This window comes from Comamonas faecalis (assembly GCF_039538025.1).
Lineage (GTDB): Bacteria > Pseudomonadota > Gammaproteobacteria > Burkholderiales > Burkholderiaceae_C > Comamonas_C > Comamonas_C faecalis.
Genome location: NZ_BAABBP010000032.1, coordinates 26,283 through 41,979, shown reverse-complemented (window position 1 = coordinate 41,979; position 15,697 = coordinate 26,283). Strand labels below are relative to the sequence as shown.

The following is a 15,697-nucleotide window of genomic DNA, read 5'->3' as shown; positions in this document are numbered from 1 at the left end:
GAACAAGCTCGTTACTTTGTGCTCCCGCCTCGTCGCACTGAGCGATCCTTCCCGCGTGAGGTCAAACGCTCTCGCAGCAAGTTCCCAACGAAAAAATGCCAGTCAGCAGGTTAACTGACTGGCATTGCGCCTTGGCGGGTTTTTTTGTAGGTGCTTGTCCTGGAGGATCAGCGCAGGCCGCCGCCCGCGGCGTCTTCGGCGCGCTGGATAAGTTCGATCTTGTAGCCGTCAGGATCGGTGACGAAGGCAATCACCGTCGTGCCGCCCATCACCGGGCCGGCCTCGCGCGTCACGTTGCCGCCAGCGGCCTTGATTTTTTCGCAGGCGGCATAGGCGTCGGGCACGCCCAGGGCGATGTGGCCGTAGGCCGTGCCCAGTTCGTAGTTGTCGGTGCCCCAGTTGTAGGTCAGCTCGATCTCGGCCTGGCCGGGGTTGCCGCCGCCATAGCCGACGAAGGCCAGCGAGTATTTGTACTCGGGGTTCTCGCTGGTGCGCAGCAGCTGCATGCCCAGCACCTGGGTGTAGAAGTCGATGGAGCGCTGCAGGTTGCCCACGCGCAGCATGGTGTGTAGAAGTCTCATGCGCCGATTATGGCAACGTTGGACAAGTCCCTCGCGCGTCATGCAGACTTGTCCAGCGTCGCCTTGAGTGCGGCCAAAGTCAGACCGGGACGGTGTAATTGAGCGTCATGCGCCCGCCGTCGATGGTGACGATCTCGCCAGTGACGTAGCTGGCGGCGTCGCTCGCGAGCCAGGCGACGACGTCGGCCACTTCGGATGGTTCGCCCAGGCGCTTCATTGGCGTGCGGCTGAGGATTTTGTTTTTCGCTTCTTCGCTGGTCAGCACCGCCCGGGCGGCCAGCTCGGTGGCAATCGTGCCGGGCGCAACCGCGTTGACGCGGATGTTCCTGTCGGCCAGCGCCAGCGCCATCACGCGTGTGAGCTGGTTGACCGCGCCCTTGCTGACGTTGTAGCTGGCGATGTTCGGGATGGCCATCACGCCGTTGACCGAGCTCATGTTGACGATGGCACCGCCGCCTTGCGCGCTCATGGCGCGCGCCGCCGCCTGGCCCATCAGAAAGGCGCCCTTGACGTTGATGCGCAGCACCGCGTCGAAATCTTCCTCGCTGACCTCCAGGAAGTCGCAGGCGCGAAAAATGCCGGCGTTGTTCACCAGGATGTCGATGCGCCCGTGCTGCTGCAGCACGCTGGCGACCAGCGCGTCGACCTGCGCCTTGTCGCCCACGTCGCAGTGCGCGTAGCTGGCCAGCGGCAGCTCTTGGGCCAGCGCCTGGCCGGCTGCGTCCTGGATGTCGGCAATGACGATGCGGGCGCCCTCGCGCGCGAAGCGGCGCGCGCAGGCAGCGCCAATACCCTGCGCGCCGCCGGTGACGATGCAGACGCGGCCGTGGTGGCCCAGAGAAATGGAATGCGTGGTGCCGGAGTTCATGTCCGCATCGTAGCGGCGCGACGGGCCGCCCGGAAACCGCGGTACCCGCACCTGCGCTTTATTTCAGCTCGATGCCCAGCTGATCCAGAAAGACCTTTTCCTTGGGCATCTGCTCTTGTGCGTAGTCATGGTATGCCTGGGCCGACATGTAGAGGTCGTCCTGATCCCACTGCGCGATCAGGCGCTGGTAGGTCGGATCCTGCATGGCCTGGCGCAGTGCGTCGTGCAACTGGGCGACGACTTGCGCCGGCATGCCCCGGGGACCGACGACGCCGATCGGGGAGGTGATCACCAGGTCATACCCCTGCTCCTTGAGGGTGGGCACGTCGGGGCGCTGCTTCAGGCGCTTGCCGCTGTAGGTGGCCAGCAGGCGCATCTTGCCGGCGTCCACCTGCGCGCCCCAGCCGGCGTTGGAGATGAAGTCGATGTGCCCGCCCAGCAGCGCGGTCGCTTCCTCGGCGCCGCCCTTGAACGGGATGTAGTTGAAGCTGGTGCCCGTCGCCTTGGCCAGGCGCTCCATGGCGATGTGGCCGCTGCTGCCCACGCCGGTGGAGCCGTAGTTGATCTGCCCCGGGCGCGTGCGCGCGTCCGCGATCAGGTCGTCCAGCGTCTTCCAGGGGGCGTCGGCGCGCACCGCGATGCCCATGGTGTAGCCGGTGAGGTTGATGAGATAGGTGAAGTCCTTGAGCGGGTCGTAACTCACCTTTTGCAGCAGCGGCAGGCGGTACAGCGTGTTGCCGGCGATCGACAGGGTGTAGCCGTCCGGCGCCGCCGTGCGGGCCATGTTGGCCGGCCCCAGCGTGCCGCCCACGCCGGGCTGGTTGACGACGACCACGCTCTGCCCCAGTACCTTGCCCGCGGCGGCGGCCAGCGCGCGCATCTGGGCGTCGGTGGGGCCGCCGGCCGGGAACGGCACGATCAGCGTGAGGGGCTTGTTCGGGAAGGCCGCGGGCTGCGCCGTGCCGGCCAGGGGCAGGGCGGCCAGCAGGGTCGTGAGCGCGCCGGCTCCAGCAAGGCGCAGGGCGCGGCGGCGGTGCAAGGGTGTGGACATGGCGGTCTTTCGGCAGGAGAGGTTTGCAGGTATGGATGTGCGGAGGGAGGGTTGCTCAGGCGGTGGTGGCCTGGTTCGAGAACAGCTCCAGGAACTGCGTGCGCAGCCGGTGTTTCTGGATCTTTCCAGTGGGCGTCATCGGGAACTCTTGCAGGATTTGCACGTGCTTGGGCGCTTCAAAGCCGGCGAGCTGCTGGCGGCCGTGCCCGATCAGCTCGTCCACGGTGGCCTGCGCACCGGGCTTGAGCAGCACGAACACGGTCACCGCCTCGCCCCAGCGTGCGTGCGGCAGGCCGACGACGGCGGCGTTGGCGACGGCAGGGTGGCGCAGGTAGACCTCCTCGACCTTGATCGATGGGACGTTCTCGCCGCCGGTCTTGATCATGTCCTTGGTGCGGTCCAGGAACAGCAGCTGGCCGTCTTCGTCGAACTTGCCGATATCGCCCGTGTGGTGCCAACCGAAGCGGCTCACCGCGGCCGTGGCCTCGGGATCCTTGTAGTAGCCCAGCATGACGTTGGCGCCGCGGTGCACGATCTCCCCGACTTCGCCCCAGGGCAGCAGGTTGCCGTCGCCATCCATGATGGCGGTGTCGTTGGCCATGGTCGAGGTGCCCCAGTAGCTGCCAAAGCGCTGCAGCTGCTGCTCGGGGCGAAAGCGCACCGTGATCGGGAACGCCTCGGTCTGGCCGCTGCCCAGCGCAAACGAGGGGCAGAAATGCGCGGTGAGCTTCTCCAGCAGCGGGCGCGGCATCGGCGCCATGCCGTAGGTGCACATCTGCAGGCTCGACAGGTCGCGCGGCTGCTGCGTCTGCACCTGCAGCAGCGCGGCATACATCAGCGGCAGGCCGGTGAGCTGGGTGATGCGCCGGCGCTCGACGGCGTCCAGGTAGACATGCGGGTCGAACGCGCGAAACAGCACCATGCTGGAGCCTGCGATCAGCCCGGCGCCCAGGCCGGAGAACTGCGCGCAGTGAAACAGCGGCAGCCCCAGTGTGGCGACCATGTGGATGTCCATCTTGCCTTCGGCGGCGTTGGAGAGCAGGGCGCTGTGCACCGACGCATGGCTGTGCATCACACCTTTCTGCTTGCCGGTGGTGCCGCTGGTGTACATCAGCAGCACCAGGTCGTCGTCATCGATGGCAATGCCCGGCGGCGTAGCGGGCTGGCCTTGCAGTGCCTGCAGCAGCGGGGTGGTGGCGCCGGACGTGCGCCCGGGCGAGAGCACCAGCACCGGCAGGCCCAGTTCCTGCACGGTGGGCGCGAGGTCGGGGCGCTGCAGCAGCTCGTGGTCGGCCAGCACCATGGCGGCCTCGGCGTGCTCGATGACGTAGCGCACGTCGGCGCCGCCGAGCATGTGGTTGACCGGCACCCAGACCATGCCGGCCTTGAAGATGCCGAAGGTGGCGACGACCATCTCGATCGAGTTGCTGGCCAGCATGGCCACCTTGGCGCCGGGCTGCAGGCCGCTGGCCAGCAGGTGGTGCGCCAGCTGGTTGGCCTGGGCTTCGAGCGCGGCGTAGGTCAGCGATTCGTCGCCGTCCCACAGCGCGATGGATTGCGGGCGCCGGCGGGCGCTGCGCGTGGGAATGTCGCCCAGCGTGGTGCGGCGGATGATGTGGCGCGGTGCGTCGGTGGTGGTCATGCGGCTTGTCTCCGGGTGTCGTCGATGTCTTTGTCGTATTCAGTGCTGCGCTTGCGTGGCCGGATGGCCGGGCGGCACGCGCACCGGCAGGGTCAGCACGATCTGGCCCATGCCCTTGCCCAGCGGGTCGTTGCGCAGCGAGCTCATGCCGCCGCCGTCCAGCGCGTCCTCGCACAGAAAGTTCAGCGCGGCGATGCCGGGCAGCTCGTAGCGCGTCACGCGCCCCTTGACCAGGTGGGCCAGGTACTGGCGCAGCGCCTCGGGCGTCAGCTGGGCGCGCAGCAGCGGCAGGTCTGCGCGCCGGCGGGCAATCACGCCGATGTTGGAGTGGTTGCCCTTGTCGCCGCTGCGCGCGTGCGCCAGCGCGATCAGCGGCACGCTGACCCAGTCCGCCTGGGGCTCTTGCACCGGCTGCGCGGCGATGGCCGGCGCCGGGCTGGCGCCGTCGGCACGGCAGGCCAGCGGCAGCGCCACGGCCTGGCCGTCCATCCACACCTGGGGCGCGATCAGCGCCTTGGGAATCAGAAAGCCGCAGTGGCGCAGGTTGGGGCTGACGCTGGAGCGCCCGCCCCCGCCCCCGGTGGTGCCGGGCGACCAGGAGGTACCGGCCGCGGCGATCTCGCGCACGAACAGCGCCAGCGCCTCTTTTTGCGGGTGGCGCACCGCCAGGCGCATCTGCGCCTCGAACAGGTCGGGCGGCGCGCGGTGTGGGCCCAGGCACTGCGCCGCGCCGACCACCTGGCTGTGCGTGGCGCTGAAGTCCTGCAGCCCTTGTTGGGCCAGCAGCTCGCGCACGCGCACCAGGATGGCGTCGGCGGTGCGTTCGGCCTTGGCCGCGGCGTCGAAGCCGACGATGGTCAGCTGCGCCTGGGTGCGCCAGCCATCGACGAAGGTGGCCGACACCTTGTATTGATCGGAAGGCGGACGGCCCAGCGCGCCGTGCACGCGCACCCGGTGGGCGCCGGCCGGCTCGATCTGCACCTGGGTGAAGTCGCAGGTCACGTCGGGCAGCAGGTAGTTCTGCGGGTCGCCGATCTCATAGACCAGCTGCTCGCTGACCACCGGCACGCTGACCAGCCCGCCCGTGCCCTCGGGCTTGGTGACCTCGAAGCTGCCGTCGGCCGCGCACTCGATGATGGGGTAGCCGATGTGCGGCCAGTCGGGTACCTCCCGCCAGTCGGTGAACAGGCCGCCGGTGGCCTGGCAGCCGCATTCGATGATGTGGCCGGCGAGGCTCCCTCCGGCCAGGCGGTTCCAGTCGCCCGCGTCCCAGCCGAATTCGTGCATCAGCACGCCCAGCGTGAGCGCGCTGTCCACGCAGCGGCCGGTGACGACGATGTCGGCGCCCGCGTCCAGCGCCGCTTTGACGGGCAGCGCGCCCAGGTAGGCGTTGGCGGTGGTCAGGCGCGCGGGCAGCGGTTGGCCGGTCTGCATGTCCAGTGGCGCGGCGCCGTCGCGGTACGCCGCCCATTGCGGCATGAAGTCGTCGCCGTGCACCTCGGCCACCTTGACGCTGACACCCAGCTCGCGCGCCAGCGCACGCACTGCCTCGGCGCAGCCGGCCGGGTTGACGCCGCCCGCGTTGGCGACGATGCGCACGCCCTGCTCCACGGCGTCCCGCAACACCTGGCGCAGCGCTACGGTGACGAAGTCCGTGGCGTAGCCGGCCTGCGGGTTCTTCAGCCGCGCGCCGGCCAGGATGGACATGGTCAGCTCGGCCAGGTAATCGAAGGCCAGGTAGTCCAGCCGCCCGGTGCGCATCAGCTGCGCCGGGCCGACGCTGCTGTCGCCCCAGAAACCCGAGGCGCCGCCAATGACGACACGATCAGGGTGGTGTCTGCTGCGTTGTGTCATGTGTGCTCCTGGTTCAGCGCCCGGTCCATACGGGCTTGCGTTTCTCGCGGAAGGCCGCCTGGCCCTCGCGCGCGTCCTCGGTCTGGGCGAACAGCGCGATCTGGCTTTCGGTGAAGGCCATGGCCTGCTCGAACGGCATGCTCCGCGCGGTCTTGAGTGTGTACAGGCCGCGGCGCTGCGCCACGCCCGAGACGGCCAGCAGGTCGGCCAGCAGCGCATCGAGCGCCGCGTCGCTCGCGTCGATGGCGTTGATGAGGCCCAGCGCCAGCGCCTGCTCGGCACCAATGGGGCGGCCGGTCAAGCACATCTGGTTGAGCACGCGCGGCGGAATCAAAGACTGCAGTACCGCCAGCACCTGCGCCGGGAATACGCCGACGCGCACCTCGGGCAGGCCGAACTGCGCGTGCGGCGCGGCCACCGCCATGTCGCACATGGCCAAGAGCCCCATGCCGCCGGCCATGCAGGCGCCGTTGACGCGCGCGATCAGCGGCACGTGGCTGGCGTGCGCGGCGCGCAGCAGGTTGGCAAATCCCAGCTGTGGGCGGGAATAGTCGAACTGGAAGGACTGGCCGCTCTGCAGGTCGGCGCCGGAGCAGAACGCCTGCTCGCCGTTGCCGGTGATGACGATGGCGCGCACCGCGCCGCCCTGGCCGGCTTCGGTGATCGCGCGCGTCAGGCCTTCGACGACGGCGGTGCTCATCGCGTTGCGCCGCTCGGGTCGGTCGATGGTCAGGCGCAGCACGCCGCCGTCCAGTGTTTCGATCAGGTCTGGTGAAGACATGGGGGAATTCCTTGTGGTAATCGTCACGGCTCGGCCGGTGCAAAGCGCATCAGCAGCTGCCCGCGCGTGACCTGCTGCTCGGCCTCGACCAGCACCTCGACGACGGTGACTGCGCCGCTGGTGCTGAGCACGTGCTCCAGCTTCATCGAGTCGATGACGACTGCGGCGTCGTCCGGGCCCAGCGCGTCGCCGGCGCCCGCGCCGATGCGGATCACCCGGCCGTTGAAGGGCGCGCGCAGTTCGGCGGCGCCGGCTGCACCGGCGTCGCTGTCGGCGCCGGCCATGCTGCGGTCGCGCAGCCACAGCTCGTCGCCGGCGCTGGTCTGCACATGCCATTCGTCGCTGGCGGTGCGCACCGCGCTTACCGCAAGCTCCTGCCCGCCGCAGTGCAGGCGCAGGCGCTCGTGCGCATGCATGGCGGGCTGCCACTGCCATTGCGTCGGTGGCTGCGGCGTGCCGGCGTCGGCACTGCGCGCGCGCACCTGTATGCGCCGGCCCGGCTGCAGCGCCATGCCCCAGTCGTGGGCCTGGCTGCGGTGGGCCATGCGCAGCGGGCGCTCCAGCGTGCAGGGCAGGGCGCCGTCGGGCGTTGCATCGGGGGGGCTGGCTGGCAGTTGCGTGGCCAGTGCGGCGGGCAGCAGTGCAGCGGCTTCGCTCGCGGCCAGTTGCTGGCGCAGCGGTGCGGCCGCAGTCTGCAGGAAGGGCACCAGCGCCTGGCCCTGGCGGAAGGCCTCGATGTCCAGGCAGGCGGCCAGGAAGGCGCGGTTGGTCGGCAGGCCCAGCACCTGGGTCTGGCGCAGCGCGAGGATCAGTGCGTCGATCGCTGCATCGCGGCTGTCCGCATGCACGATGAGCTTGCCCAGCATCGAGTCGTAGTAGGGCGAGACGGTGAGCCCTTGAGCAATGGCGTGGTCGATGCGCAGCACCGGGCCCGCGTTGCCCTGCGCAGCCGGCGCGTTGGAAAAGCTGGCGTGGGGCGGCGCGTGCCAGTGCTGGATGGCGCCGGTGCAGGGGGTGAACTGCTCATCCTCGGCGCACAGGCGCACCTCGATGGCGTGGCCCGAGAACTGCACCTGATCCTGCGCCAGCGGCAAAGGCTCGCCGCGCGCCACGCGGATCTGCCATTCGACCAGGTCCAGGCCGGTGATGGCTTCCGTCACCGGATGCTCGACCTGCAGGCGGGTATTCATCTCCATCAGGTAGAACGCGCCGTCCTGCACCAGAAACTCCACCGTGCCCGCGCCCACGTAGCCGGCAGCCTGCGCCAGCTGCACCGCGCAGGCGCCCATGTGGTTGCGCAGCGCGGCGTCCACCGCCGGGCTGGGCGCCTCCTCAATGATCTTCTGGTTGCGCCTCTGTACCGAGCAGTCGCGCTCGCCCAGATGGATGCAGCGGCCGTGCGCGTCGGCAAACACCTGTACCTCGACGTGGCGCGGCGCGAGCAGCGCGCGTTCGAGCAGCACGCGGTCGCTGCCGAAGGCGGCCTGCGCCTCGGAGCGGGCGCTGGCCAGCGCGGCGGCAAAGTCCTTGGCGTCGGCCACCAGCCGCATGCCGCGCCCGCCGCCGCCGGCCACGGCCTTGACCATCACCGGGTAGCCGACCTGCTGCGCCTGCGCGGCCAGCAGCGCCTCGTCCTGCGCGTCGCCGTCGTAGCCGGGCAGGCAGGGCACGCCAGCCTGGCGCGCCAGTGCCTTGGCGCCGGCCTTGTCGCCCAGCGCGCGGATCGCCGGCGGCGGCGGGCCGATCCAGGTCAGGCCCGCCTGCTGCACCGCCTCGGCGAAGTCGGCGTTCTCGCTAAGGAAGCCGTAGCCGGGGTGGACTGCGTCGGCGCCGCTGTCGCGCGCTGCCTGCAGCAGCTTGTCTGCGCGCAGATAGCTCTCTGCCGAGGTCTGGCCGCCCAGCGCGCAGGCGGTGGTGGCCTCGCGCACGTGCAGCGCGCCGGCGTCGGGGTCGGAGTACACCGCCACGGTCTGGATGCCCATGGCGTGGGCGGTGCGGATGACGCGGCGCGCGATCTCCCCGCGATTCGCAATCAGGATTTTTTTCATGTGTCGTGCCTTTGCGGCGGGATCGAGGGGCAGTGCATGCGCGTCAGTCCCGCGCTTTCTTGGCAATGCCCATGGTCTTGGCCAGGATGCCCAGCATCACCTCGTCGGCGCCGCCGCCGATGGAGCCCAGACGGCCGTCGCGGTAGGCGCGCGAGATGCGGTTGTCCCAGGTAAAGCCCATGCCGCCCCAGAACTGCAGGCAGGTGTCAGCCACCAGGCGGCTGGTGCGGCCTGACTTGAGCTTGCACATGGTGGCCAGCTCCAGCACGTTCTTGCCGCCGACGTATTCCTCGCAGGCGCGGTACAGCATGCAGCGCAGCGCCTCGACCTCGGTGGCCAGCTCGCCCATCTTGAACTGGAACCACTGCATGTCGGCCAGGCGCTGGCCGAACATGGCGCGCTGCTGCGCGTATTCGATGGTCAGGTCGATCAGCTGGCGCAGGCCGCCCGCGTTGGACGCGGCAGCCCACAGGCGCTCTTCCTGGAATTGCTGCATCTGGTAGACGAAGCCCTTGCCTTCCTCGCCGATCAGGTTGCGCCGGGGCACGCGCACGTTGTCGAAGAACAGGTGGCCGGTGTCGCTCGAATGCATGCCGATCTTCTCGATCTTGTGCGCGGTGATGCCGGGCACAAGCTTTCCGTTCTCGCGCAGGCGCACCATGATCAGGCTCTTGTTGTGGTGCGTGTTGCCGCCCACGGGCTCGCTGGTGTTGGCCAGCATGCACATCCAGTCGGCCTGCAGGCTGTTGGTGATCCACATCTTCTCGCCGTTGATCACGTAGTCGTCGCCGTCCTTCTTGGCCGTGGTGCGCACCGACGACACGTCGCTGCCCGAGCCCGGCTCGGACACGCCGATGCAGCCGACCATGTCGCCGGCAATCGCCGGCGCCAGGAATTCATGGCGCAGCGCGTCGCTGCCAAAGCGCGCCAGCGCCGGCGTGCACATGTCGGTCTGCACGCCAATGGCCATCGGGATGCCGCCGCAGCCGATGTGGTGCAGCATCTCTGCCATGGCCACGCCGTAGGAATAGTCCAGCCCGGCGCCGCCAAATTCCACCGGCTTGGTCAGACCCAGCAGCCCCAGGTCGCCCAGGCCCTTGAAGACCTGGTGCGCGGGGAAGATGCCGGCCTTCTCCCACTCGTCCACGTGCGGGGCGATGTGGTCGTCGATGTAGCGCTTGAGGGTGCGCTGAATTTCCAGGTGTTCATGGTTCCATTGCATGGTGGGTCTCCTTGGGGTTTGCGTCGTGTGTGTTGGTGGGTTGGAAGGGGTGGATCGGTCTCATTCCATTTTTAAATCAAACGGTTACTTTGTCGGCTTCGCTTGCCGTGCTACAGCACTGTCTGCGCTGCGCCTTCGCGTACCCGATTGATTGAAAAATGGAATCACATGCGCGGCAGGCTGAACTGCAGCGGGTGCATCTGCCGGCTGTTGGCGTCGGCAAAGATGGCCAGGCACTGCGCCAGTACGGCGCGGGTGTCGCGCGGGTCGATCAGGCCGTCGTCCAGCATCTGGCCGCTGGTGTAGAAGGCGTCGGCCTGGCGTTCGAAGTTCTGCACGATCTGCGCGGTCTGTGCATCGAGCTGCGCGCGCATGGCGTCGTCCATGGCCACGCCCTTGCGCGCCAGGCCCGCCTCGGCCACGGTGCGCATGGTCTGCGCGGCCTGCTCGGCACCCATTACCGCGGTGCGCGCGTTGGGCCAGGCGAACAGAAAGCGCGGCGCGTAGGCACGCCCGCACATGCCGTAGTTGCCCGCGCCAAAGCTGGCGCCGCACTGGATGGTGATCTGCGGGATCAGGCGCGCCGCGTTGGTCACCGCCTGGATCATCTTGGAGCCGTGCTTGATCATGCCGGCCTGCTCGCTGTCCTTGCCGACCATGTAGCCGGTGGTGTTCTGCAGGTAGACCAGCGGCTGGCCGAGCTTGCACATCCACTGGATGAAATGCGTGGCCTTGTTGGCGCCGGCCACGTCGATCGGGCCGTTGTTGGTGATGAAGCCCACGGGCTGGCCGTAGATGCGCGCCTGAGCGCAGATCGTGGCCGCGCCGTAGTCGGGCTTGAATTCCAGCAGTTCGGAGCGGTCGGCCAGCCGTGCGATCACCTCGCGCATGTCCACCGGCTGGCGCAGATCCTCGGAGAACAGGCCGAGCAGGTCGTCGGCCGCCAGCGCGGGCGGGGCCGGGTCGGCCGGGGGCAGGGCGCGGCTGGCCCAGCCCAGGCCGCCTACCACCTGGCGCGCAATGCCAATGGCCTCGCGGTCGTCGCCGGCCAGGTATTCGCCCAGGCCGGTGGTCTGGCAATGCATCTCGGCTCCGCCCAGCTCCTCCTCGGTGGCAATCTCGCCGGTGGCGGCCTTGAGCAGCGGCGGGCCGGCCAGAAAGGCGCGCGAGCGGCCCTTGACCATGATGACGATGTCGGACAGCCCCGGCATGTAGGCGCCGCCCGCGGTGCCCGAGCCGTGCTGGATGGTGACGATGGGAATGCCCGCGGCGGACAGCCGCGCCAGGTTGCGAAACAGCGCGCCGCCCTTGACGAAGCCCTCGACGCGGTAGCGCATCAGGTTGGCGCCGGCGCTCTCGACCAGGAAGACGAAGGGCAGCCTGTTCTCCAGCGCGATTTCCTGCGCACGCAGCATCTTCTCGCCGCCCATGGGCTGCATGGCGCCGGCGTTGATGCCCGAGTCGTTGGCGACGATCATGCAGCGCACGCCATTCACCCAGCCAATGCCGGCCAGCACGCCGCCGCCGGGCACGGATCGATCCAGGTCGTCGGTGTCGGCGCCATAGCCGGCCAGTGCCGACAGCGGCAGCCACGGCGCGCCGGGGTCGAGCAGCAGTGCGATGCGCTGCCGCGGCAGCAGCTGGCCGCGCCGCTCGAACGCGGGCAGCGAGCGCAGCGATGCGCGGGCGGCGCGCTCCTCCAGCGCCTGCCACTGCGCAATGCGCGCCAGCAGCGCAGCCTTGCGCTCGGCCGTGGCCCTGGACTGGCCGTTGAAGCGCGACGCGAACGGCAGGAAGGAGGTGGTGGGCTGGCTGGGGTTCATTGGAGAAAAAAGCATGGCGGTGTTGCGGGTGGGTGCGGTGTGCCGGGGGTCACGGGCGCGTGGCAGGCGTGCTTGCGCCAGCATTGGCGGCGGGCAGCGGCGCAATGAAGATCGCCATGTAATGCCCGGCCAGCGCCGGCAGCGACAGCTTTTGCCGCCGGTCGTACCAGGTCAGCGTGCCGTGCAGGCTGCCAAACAGCGCCAGCCGGGTGATGGACGCCGGCGCGCGCAGCAGGTCCTGGTCTTCGAGCTCGGCCAGAACCTCGATCCAGGCCTGCTCATAGCGGTTGCGGATGTCGCGGATCGCCGCGTGGTGCTCCTGCAGCAGCGCACGCTGCTCGGTCACCATCACCGCGATGAAGTCGTTGCCGGGGTCGAGCAGCACATGCAGGTGGTGCAGCACCAGCGCGGCCAGCCGGTCGCGCGCGCCGGCGCTGGCCGGCAGGCGGGCCAGCGCGCGCTGCTGGCTGTGCAAGGCCTTGTCCATGCCGTGCTGCATGACGGCGAACAGCAGCGCGTTCTTGCTCTTGAAGTGATAGAAGGGCGAGCCGCTTTGCATGCCCGACGCGGCGGCGATGTCGCGCGTGGTCGTGGCGTCGAAGCCCTTCATGCGAAAGCTGCGGGCGGCGATCGCGATCAGCTCGTTGCGCCGCGCGTTGCCGTCGCCGCCCTGCCCGCGCGGGCGCCCGGCCTTGCGCGGCGCCTCGGGCGCGGTAGCGGCGCCTGGAGCGCCGCCGTCATCGGTTTCAACCGTAGGTGCAGACTGGGAATGCATGTCCGCCAGTGTGGGTGAAGCAAATGATTTAATCAATCAAGCGATTGCTTGAAAAAATAGTTAGAAACCCTTGGTTGTACGGAGGCGTGCCAGTTGCTCACACCAGCAGTAGGCGCAAGAAAGCCGGTGGCCAGCGCGCCTTATCGCGCCGCCTTGTCACCCTGCAGGGCTGCCAGGCGGCGCATGGCGTGCGCCAGAATGGCCGCGTGCAGTGCCACGGCGATGGCCAGCCCGGCAGCGTGGTGCGCCAGCGAGCCTGCCCCCGCGTGCTGGATCAGCCAGAGCGTCGTGCCGCCGAGCGGCACGAACACGAGGACGGCGGTTGCCAGACCCGGGTTGTAGCGGCGAAGCACGACGGCATGCACGATGTGCACCAGCGCATTGACCAGCATGAGGTAGGTGGCAGCCAGCGCCCAGCCCAGGTGCTGCGTGGCCGCGGCGTGAAACGCCAGCGTGAGCAGGCCCCATACCACGGGAACGTTGATGATGAACACGGCCAGCGGGGTGAGAACCTCGTGGCCCCTGCCGATGTGCATGTTCACGAACCGCCGGAACCGGTCGTGGTCGTGCTCCTCGTACTGGTGGAGCATGTACGCAGGCAGGTGCAGAAACACCGCGACTTGCGCCAGCGGCCGGCCGGCGAGAAGCGCCGGGGCCAGCGCCAGCAGCAGGACGGCGGCAAGCGCGCCGCCGTAAACCCAGAAAGAGACCAGTCGCTGCACCATGGGCGCCACCTTTGCCAAGCCAAGGTGGCCCGGCCACCTTCATGCAGGCGATGATGCGGCCTGGCTGGTCGAGGCACAACCCGGAGAGCGCGGGAGCAGGCCCGGGGCGCGATCTCTCAGAACCCGTTCTCAATACCGGGGCTGGTGGCGCTCGATGGCTTCGCGCACCGCGGGGCTGATTGCAAAGCCCTCGCCGTACTGCTCGGCCAGCTGCTGCGCGCGGGCGCAGAAGGCGTCCACACCGGTGCCGTAGATGAACTGCATCGCACCGCCCGTCCAGGCCGGGAAGCCGATGCCGAAGATCGAGCCGATGTTGGCGTCGTGCACGCTGGTCAGCACACCCTCCTGCAGGCAGCGGGCGGTTTCGATGGCCTGGCGGTAGAGGATGCGATCCTGGATGTCCTGCACGCTCCAGGGTTGGCCCGGCTTTTCGAACAGCGCCTTGAGCTGCGGCCACAGCTGCTTTTTGCCGCCGGCGGGGTAGTCGTAGAAGCCGCCGCCACCGGTGCGGCCCGGGCGGTGCAGTTCCTTGACCATGCGCTCGACCAGCAGCTGGCCGGCGGTGGCTTGGTAGGTCTTGCCCTCGGCGGCGAAGTCGGCACGGGTCTGGTCCATCACGTGCACGCTCAAGGAGAGCGCGGTTTCGTCGAGCACCGCCAGCGGGCCGACCGGCATGCCGGCCTGCATCGACGCGTTCTCTATCACTGCCGCCGGGATGCCCTCGGCCAGCATGGCCGCGCCTTCCATCACGAAGGTGCCGAAGGTGCGGCTGGTGTAGAAGCCGCGCGAGTCGTTGACGACGATGGGTGTCTTGCCCAGCGCCTGCACGTAGTCGAAGGCGCGGGCAACGGTGGCGTCGTCGGTCTGTTTGCCGCGGATGATCTCGACCAGCTGCATCTTGTCCACCGGGCTGAAGAAGTGGATGCCGATGAACTTCTGCGGCGCGCGGCTGGCCTGGGACAGGCCGCTGATCGGCAGCGTCGAGGTGTTGCTGGCGAAGAAGCCGCCGGCGGCCAGATGGGGCTCGGCCTCCTGCGTCACCTTGGCCTTGAGCTCGCGGTTCTCGAACACCGCCTCGATGATCAGCTCGCAGCCTTGCAGGTCCGTCGCGCTGCCGGTGGGCGTGATGCGCGCCAGCAGCGCGTCGCGCGCCTCGGCGCTCATCCGGCCTTTTTCCACGCGCTTGCCGGCCAGCTTGGCGCTGTAGGCCTTGCCGGCCTCGGCCTTCTCGGTGCTCACGTCCTTGAGCACGGTGGCGATGCCGCGGCTGGCCTGCGCCCAGGCGATGCCCGCGCCCATCATGCCGGCGCCGAGCACGCCGACCTTGGCGGGCTTGAAACGCTCGGCCGCGGCTGGGCGCGACTTGCCGCTCTTGATGGCGTTCAGGTCGAAGAAAAAGGTGTTGATCATGTTCTTCGCCACCGGGCTGGTCATCAGGCCGGCCAGGTAGCGGCTTTCGATGCGCAGAGCGGTGTCGAAATCGACCTGCGCGCCCTCGGCCATGGCCGAGAGGATGGCCTCGGGCGCAGGGTAGCGTCCGCGCGTGGTCCTCTTGAGCATGGCGGGCGCCACGCTCAGCGCGCCGGCCACCTTGGGGTTGCTCGGCGTGCCGCCGGGAATCTTGTAATTCTTGTCGTCCCAGGGCTGGTGCGACGCGGGGTGGGCGGCGATGTGCGCCAGCGCGGCGGGCAGCAGCTCGTCGGGCGTGGCGACCAGCGCGTGCACCAGGCCCAGCTCCAGCGCCTGCTGCGGGTTCATCAGCTTGCCTTCGAGCAGATAGGGCTGGGCGCCCAGCAGGCCGAGCAGGCGCACCGTCTTGGTCACGCCGGTGGCGCCGGGCATCAGGCCGAGCGTGACCTCGGGCAGGCCGAACTGGGTCTTGGGGTTGTTGGTGGCAATGCGGTGGTGGGCCACCAGCGCCACCTCCCAGCCGCCGCCCAGCGCCGTTCCATTCAGGCAGGCGACGACCGGGATGCCCAGCGTCTCCAGCGTGCGGAACTGCTTCTTCATGCGCTCGATTTCGGTGAACACCTGGGGCGCGTCGGCGGGCGTCAGGCGCATCGTCGCCTTCAGGTCGGCGCCGGCAAAAAAGCTGCTCTTGGCCGACGCGAGCACGACGCCCTTGAGCGCGGCGCCAAGCTTCTCGCGGTCGGCCAGCACCTGCGCGGTGACGGTGGCCAGGTCGTCCTGCCAGCGCTGACACATGGTGTTGACGGGCGAGCCCTGCTCGTCAAAGGTGATCAGGGCGATCTGGCCATCGTCCTGGGCGGCGATCAGTTCGTAGCGGATGGTGTCCATGGCAATCTTTCAATCTCTTGGAATAGGGG

Annotated in this window: 12 protein-coding genes; all 12 read right to left on the bottom strand. The window is 69.0% G+C overall.

All coding sequences use genetic code 11. The features are described 5' to 3' along the window. Positions 1-167: 167 nt before the first annotated feature. The 12 genes from gloA to ABD767_RS14580 all read right to left on the bottom strand — a co-directional run bounded on the left by gloA (position 168) and on the right by ABD767_RS14580 (position 15,668). Entirely contained in the window at positions 168-581 is a 414-nt protein-coding gene (gene gloA, locus ABD767_RS14635) for a lactoylglutathione lyase (RefSeq protein WP_344869862.1), read from the bottom strand. Positions 582-660: 79 nt separating this feature from the next. Continuing rightward, positions 661-1,449 (bottom strand): glucose 1-dehydrogenase, encoded by a 789-nt coding sequence (locus tag ABD767_RS14630; RefSeq protein ID WP_103046293.1) that lies wholly within the window; start codon positions 1,447-1,449, stop codon positions 661-663. Positions 1,450-1,507: 58 nt separating this feature from the next. After that, positions 1,508-2,500 carry a tripartite tricarboxylate transporter substrate-binding protein gene (locus tag ABD767_RS14625; RefSeq protein WP_103046294.1) on the bottom strand — a complete coding sequence of 331 codons (993 nt, stop codon included), beginning with the start codon at positions 2,498-2,500 and terminating at the stop codon, positions 1,508-1,510. A 55-nt stretch (positions 2,501-2,555) separates the two neighbouring features. Continuing rightward, positions 2,556-4,142 (bottom strand): AMP-binding protein, encoded by a 1,587-nt coding sequence (locus ABD767_RS14620; RefSeq protein WP_103046295.1) that lies wholly within the window; start codon positions 4,140-4,142, stop codon positions 2,556-2,558. Positions 4,143-4,181: 39 nt separating this feature from the next. Beyond that, the gene (locus ABD767_RS14615; protein ID WP_103046296.1) at positions 4,182-5,996 is read right to left on the bottom strand and encodes an acyclic terpene utilization AtuA family protein; all 1,815 of its coding nucleotides are present in this window, start codon (positions 5,994-5,996) and stop codon (positions 4,182-4,184) included. Between the two features lie 13 nt (positions 5,997-6,009). Next, on the bottom strand, positions 6,010-6,777 hold the full coding sequence (locus tag ABD767_RS14610; RefSeq protein ID WP_103046297.1) for an enoyl-CoA hydratase-related protein: 768 nt from the start codon (positions 6,775-6,777) through the stop codon (positions 6,010-6,012). A 23-nt stretch (positions 6,778-6,800) separates the two neighbouring features. Then, the gene (locus ABD767_RS14605) at positions 6,801-8,825 is read right to left on the bottom strand and encodes an ATP-binding protein (RefSeq protein ID WP_103046298.1); all 2,025 of its coding nucleotides are present in this window, start codon (positions 8,823-8,825) and stop codon (positions 6,801-6,803) included. Between the two features lie 43 nt (positions 8,826-8,868). After that, positions 8,869-10,047: an acyl-CoA dehydrogenase family protein gene (locus ABD767_RS14600; protein ID WP_103046299.1), complete on the bottom strand. Its 1,179-nt coding sequence runs from the start codon at positions 10,045-10,047 to the stop codon at positions 8,869-8,871. Positions 10,048-10,211: 164 nt separating this feature from the next. Beyond that, positions 10,212-11,885: an acyl-CoA carboxylase subunit beta gene (locus ABD767_RS14595; RefSeq protein ID WP_344869861.1), complete on the bottom strand. Its 1,674-nt coding sequence runs from the start codon at positions 11,883-11,885 to the stop codon at positions 10,212-10,214. Between the two features lie 34 nt (positions 11,886-11,919). Then, on the bottom strand, positions 11,920-12,645 hold the full coding sequence (locus tag ABD767_RS14590) for a TetR-type transcription factor C-terminal domain-containing protein (protein ID WP_103045859.1): 726 nt from the start codon (positions 12,643-12,645) through the stop codon (positions 11,920-11,922). A 140-nt stretch (positions 12,646-12,785) separates the two neighbouring features. After that, positions 12,786-13,370, bottom strand: coding sequence for an HXXEE domain-containing protein (locus ABD767_RS14585; protein ID WP_103045862.1), 585 nt, complete (start codon positions 13,368-13,370; stop codon positions 12,786-12,788). Between the two features lie 129 nt (positions 13,371-13,499). Continuing rightward, positions 13,500-15,668, bottom strand: a complete 2,169-nt coding sequence (locus ABD767_RS14580) for a 3-hydroxyacyl-CoA dehydrogenase NAD-binding domain-containing protein (protein ID WP_103045858.1) — start codon at positions 15,666-15,668, stop codon at positions 13,500-13,502. Between the last annotated feature and the right edge of the window lie 29 nt (positions 15,669-15,697).

Coding starts and splice junctions, on each gene's coding strand:
- gloA (WP_344869862.1), bottom strand. CDS start 581: ATGAGACTTCTACACACCATGCTGCGCGTGGGCAACCTGCAGCGCTCC.
- ABD767_RS14585 (WP_103045862.1), bottom strand. CDS start 13,370: ATGGTGCAGCGACTGGTCTCTTTCTGGGTTTACGGCGGCGCGCTTGCC.
- ABD767_RS14580 (WP_103045858.1), bottom strand. CDS start 15,668: ATGGACACCATCCGCTACGAACTGATCGCCGCCCAGGACGATGGCCAG.
- ABD767_RS14615 (WP_103046296.1), bottom strand. CDS start 5,996: ATGACACAACGCAGCAGACACCACCCTGATCGTGTCGTCATTGGCGGC.
- ABD767_RS14595 (WP_344869861.1), bottom strand. CDS start 11,885: ATGCTTTTTTCTCCAATGAACCCCAGCCAGCCCACCACCTCCTTCCTG.
- ABD767_RS14625 (WP_103046294.1), bottom strand. CDS start 2,500: ATGTCCACACCCTTGCACCGCCGCCGCGCCCTGCGCCTTGCTGGAGCC.
- ABD767_RS14630 (WP_103046293.1), bottom strand. CDS start 1,449: ATGAACTCCGGCACCACGCATTCCATTTCTCTGGGCCACCACGGCCGC.
- ABD767_RS14610 (WP_103046297.1), bottom strand. CDS start 6,777: ATGTCTTCACCAGACCTGATCGAAACACTGGACGGCGGCGTGCTGCGC.
- ABD767_RS14600 (WP_103046299.1), bottom strand. CDS start 10,047: ATGCAATGGAACCATGAACACCTGGAAATTCAGCGCACCCTCAAGCGC.
- ABD767_RS14620 (WP_103046295.1), bottom strand. CDS start 4,142: ATGACCACCACCGACGCACCGCGCCACATCATCCGCCGCACCACGCTG.
- ABD767_RS14605 (WP_103046298.1), bottom strand. CDS start 8,825: ATGAAAAAAATCCTGATTGCGAATCGCGGGGAGATCGCGCGCCGCGTC.
- ABD767_RS14590 (WP_103045859.1), bottom strand. CDS start 12,645: ATGCATTCCCAGTCTGCACCTACGGTTGAAACCGATGACGGCGGCGCT.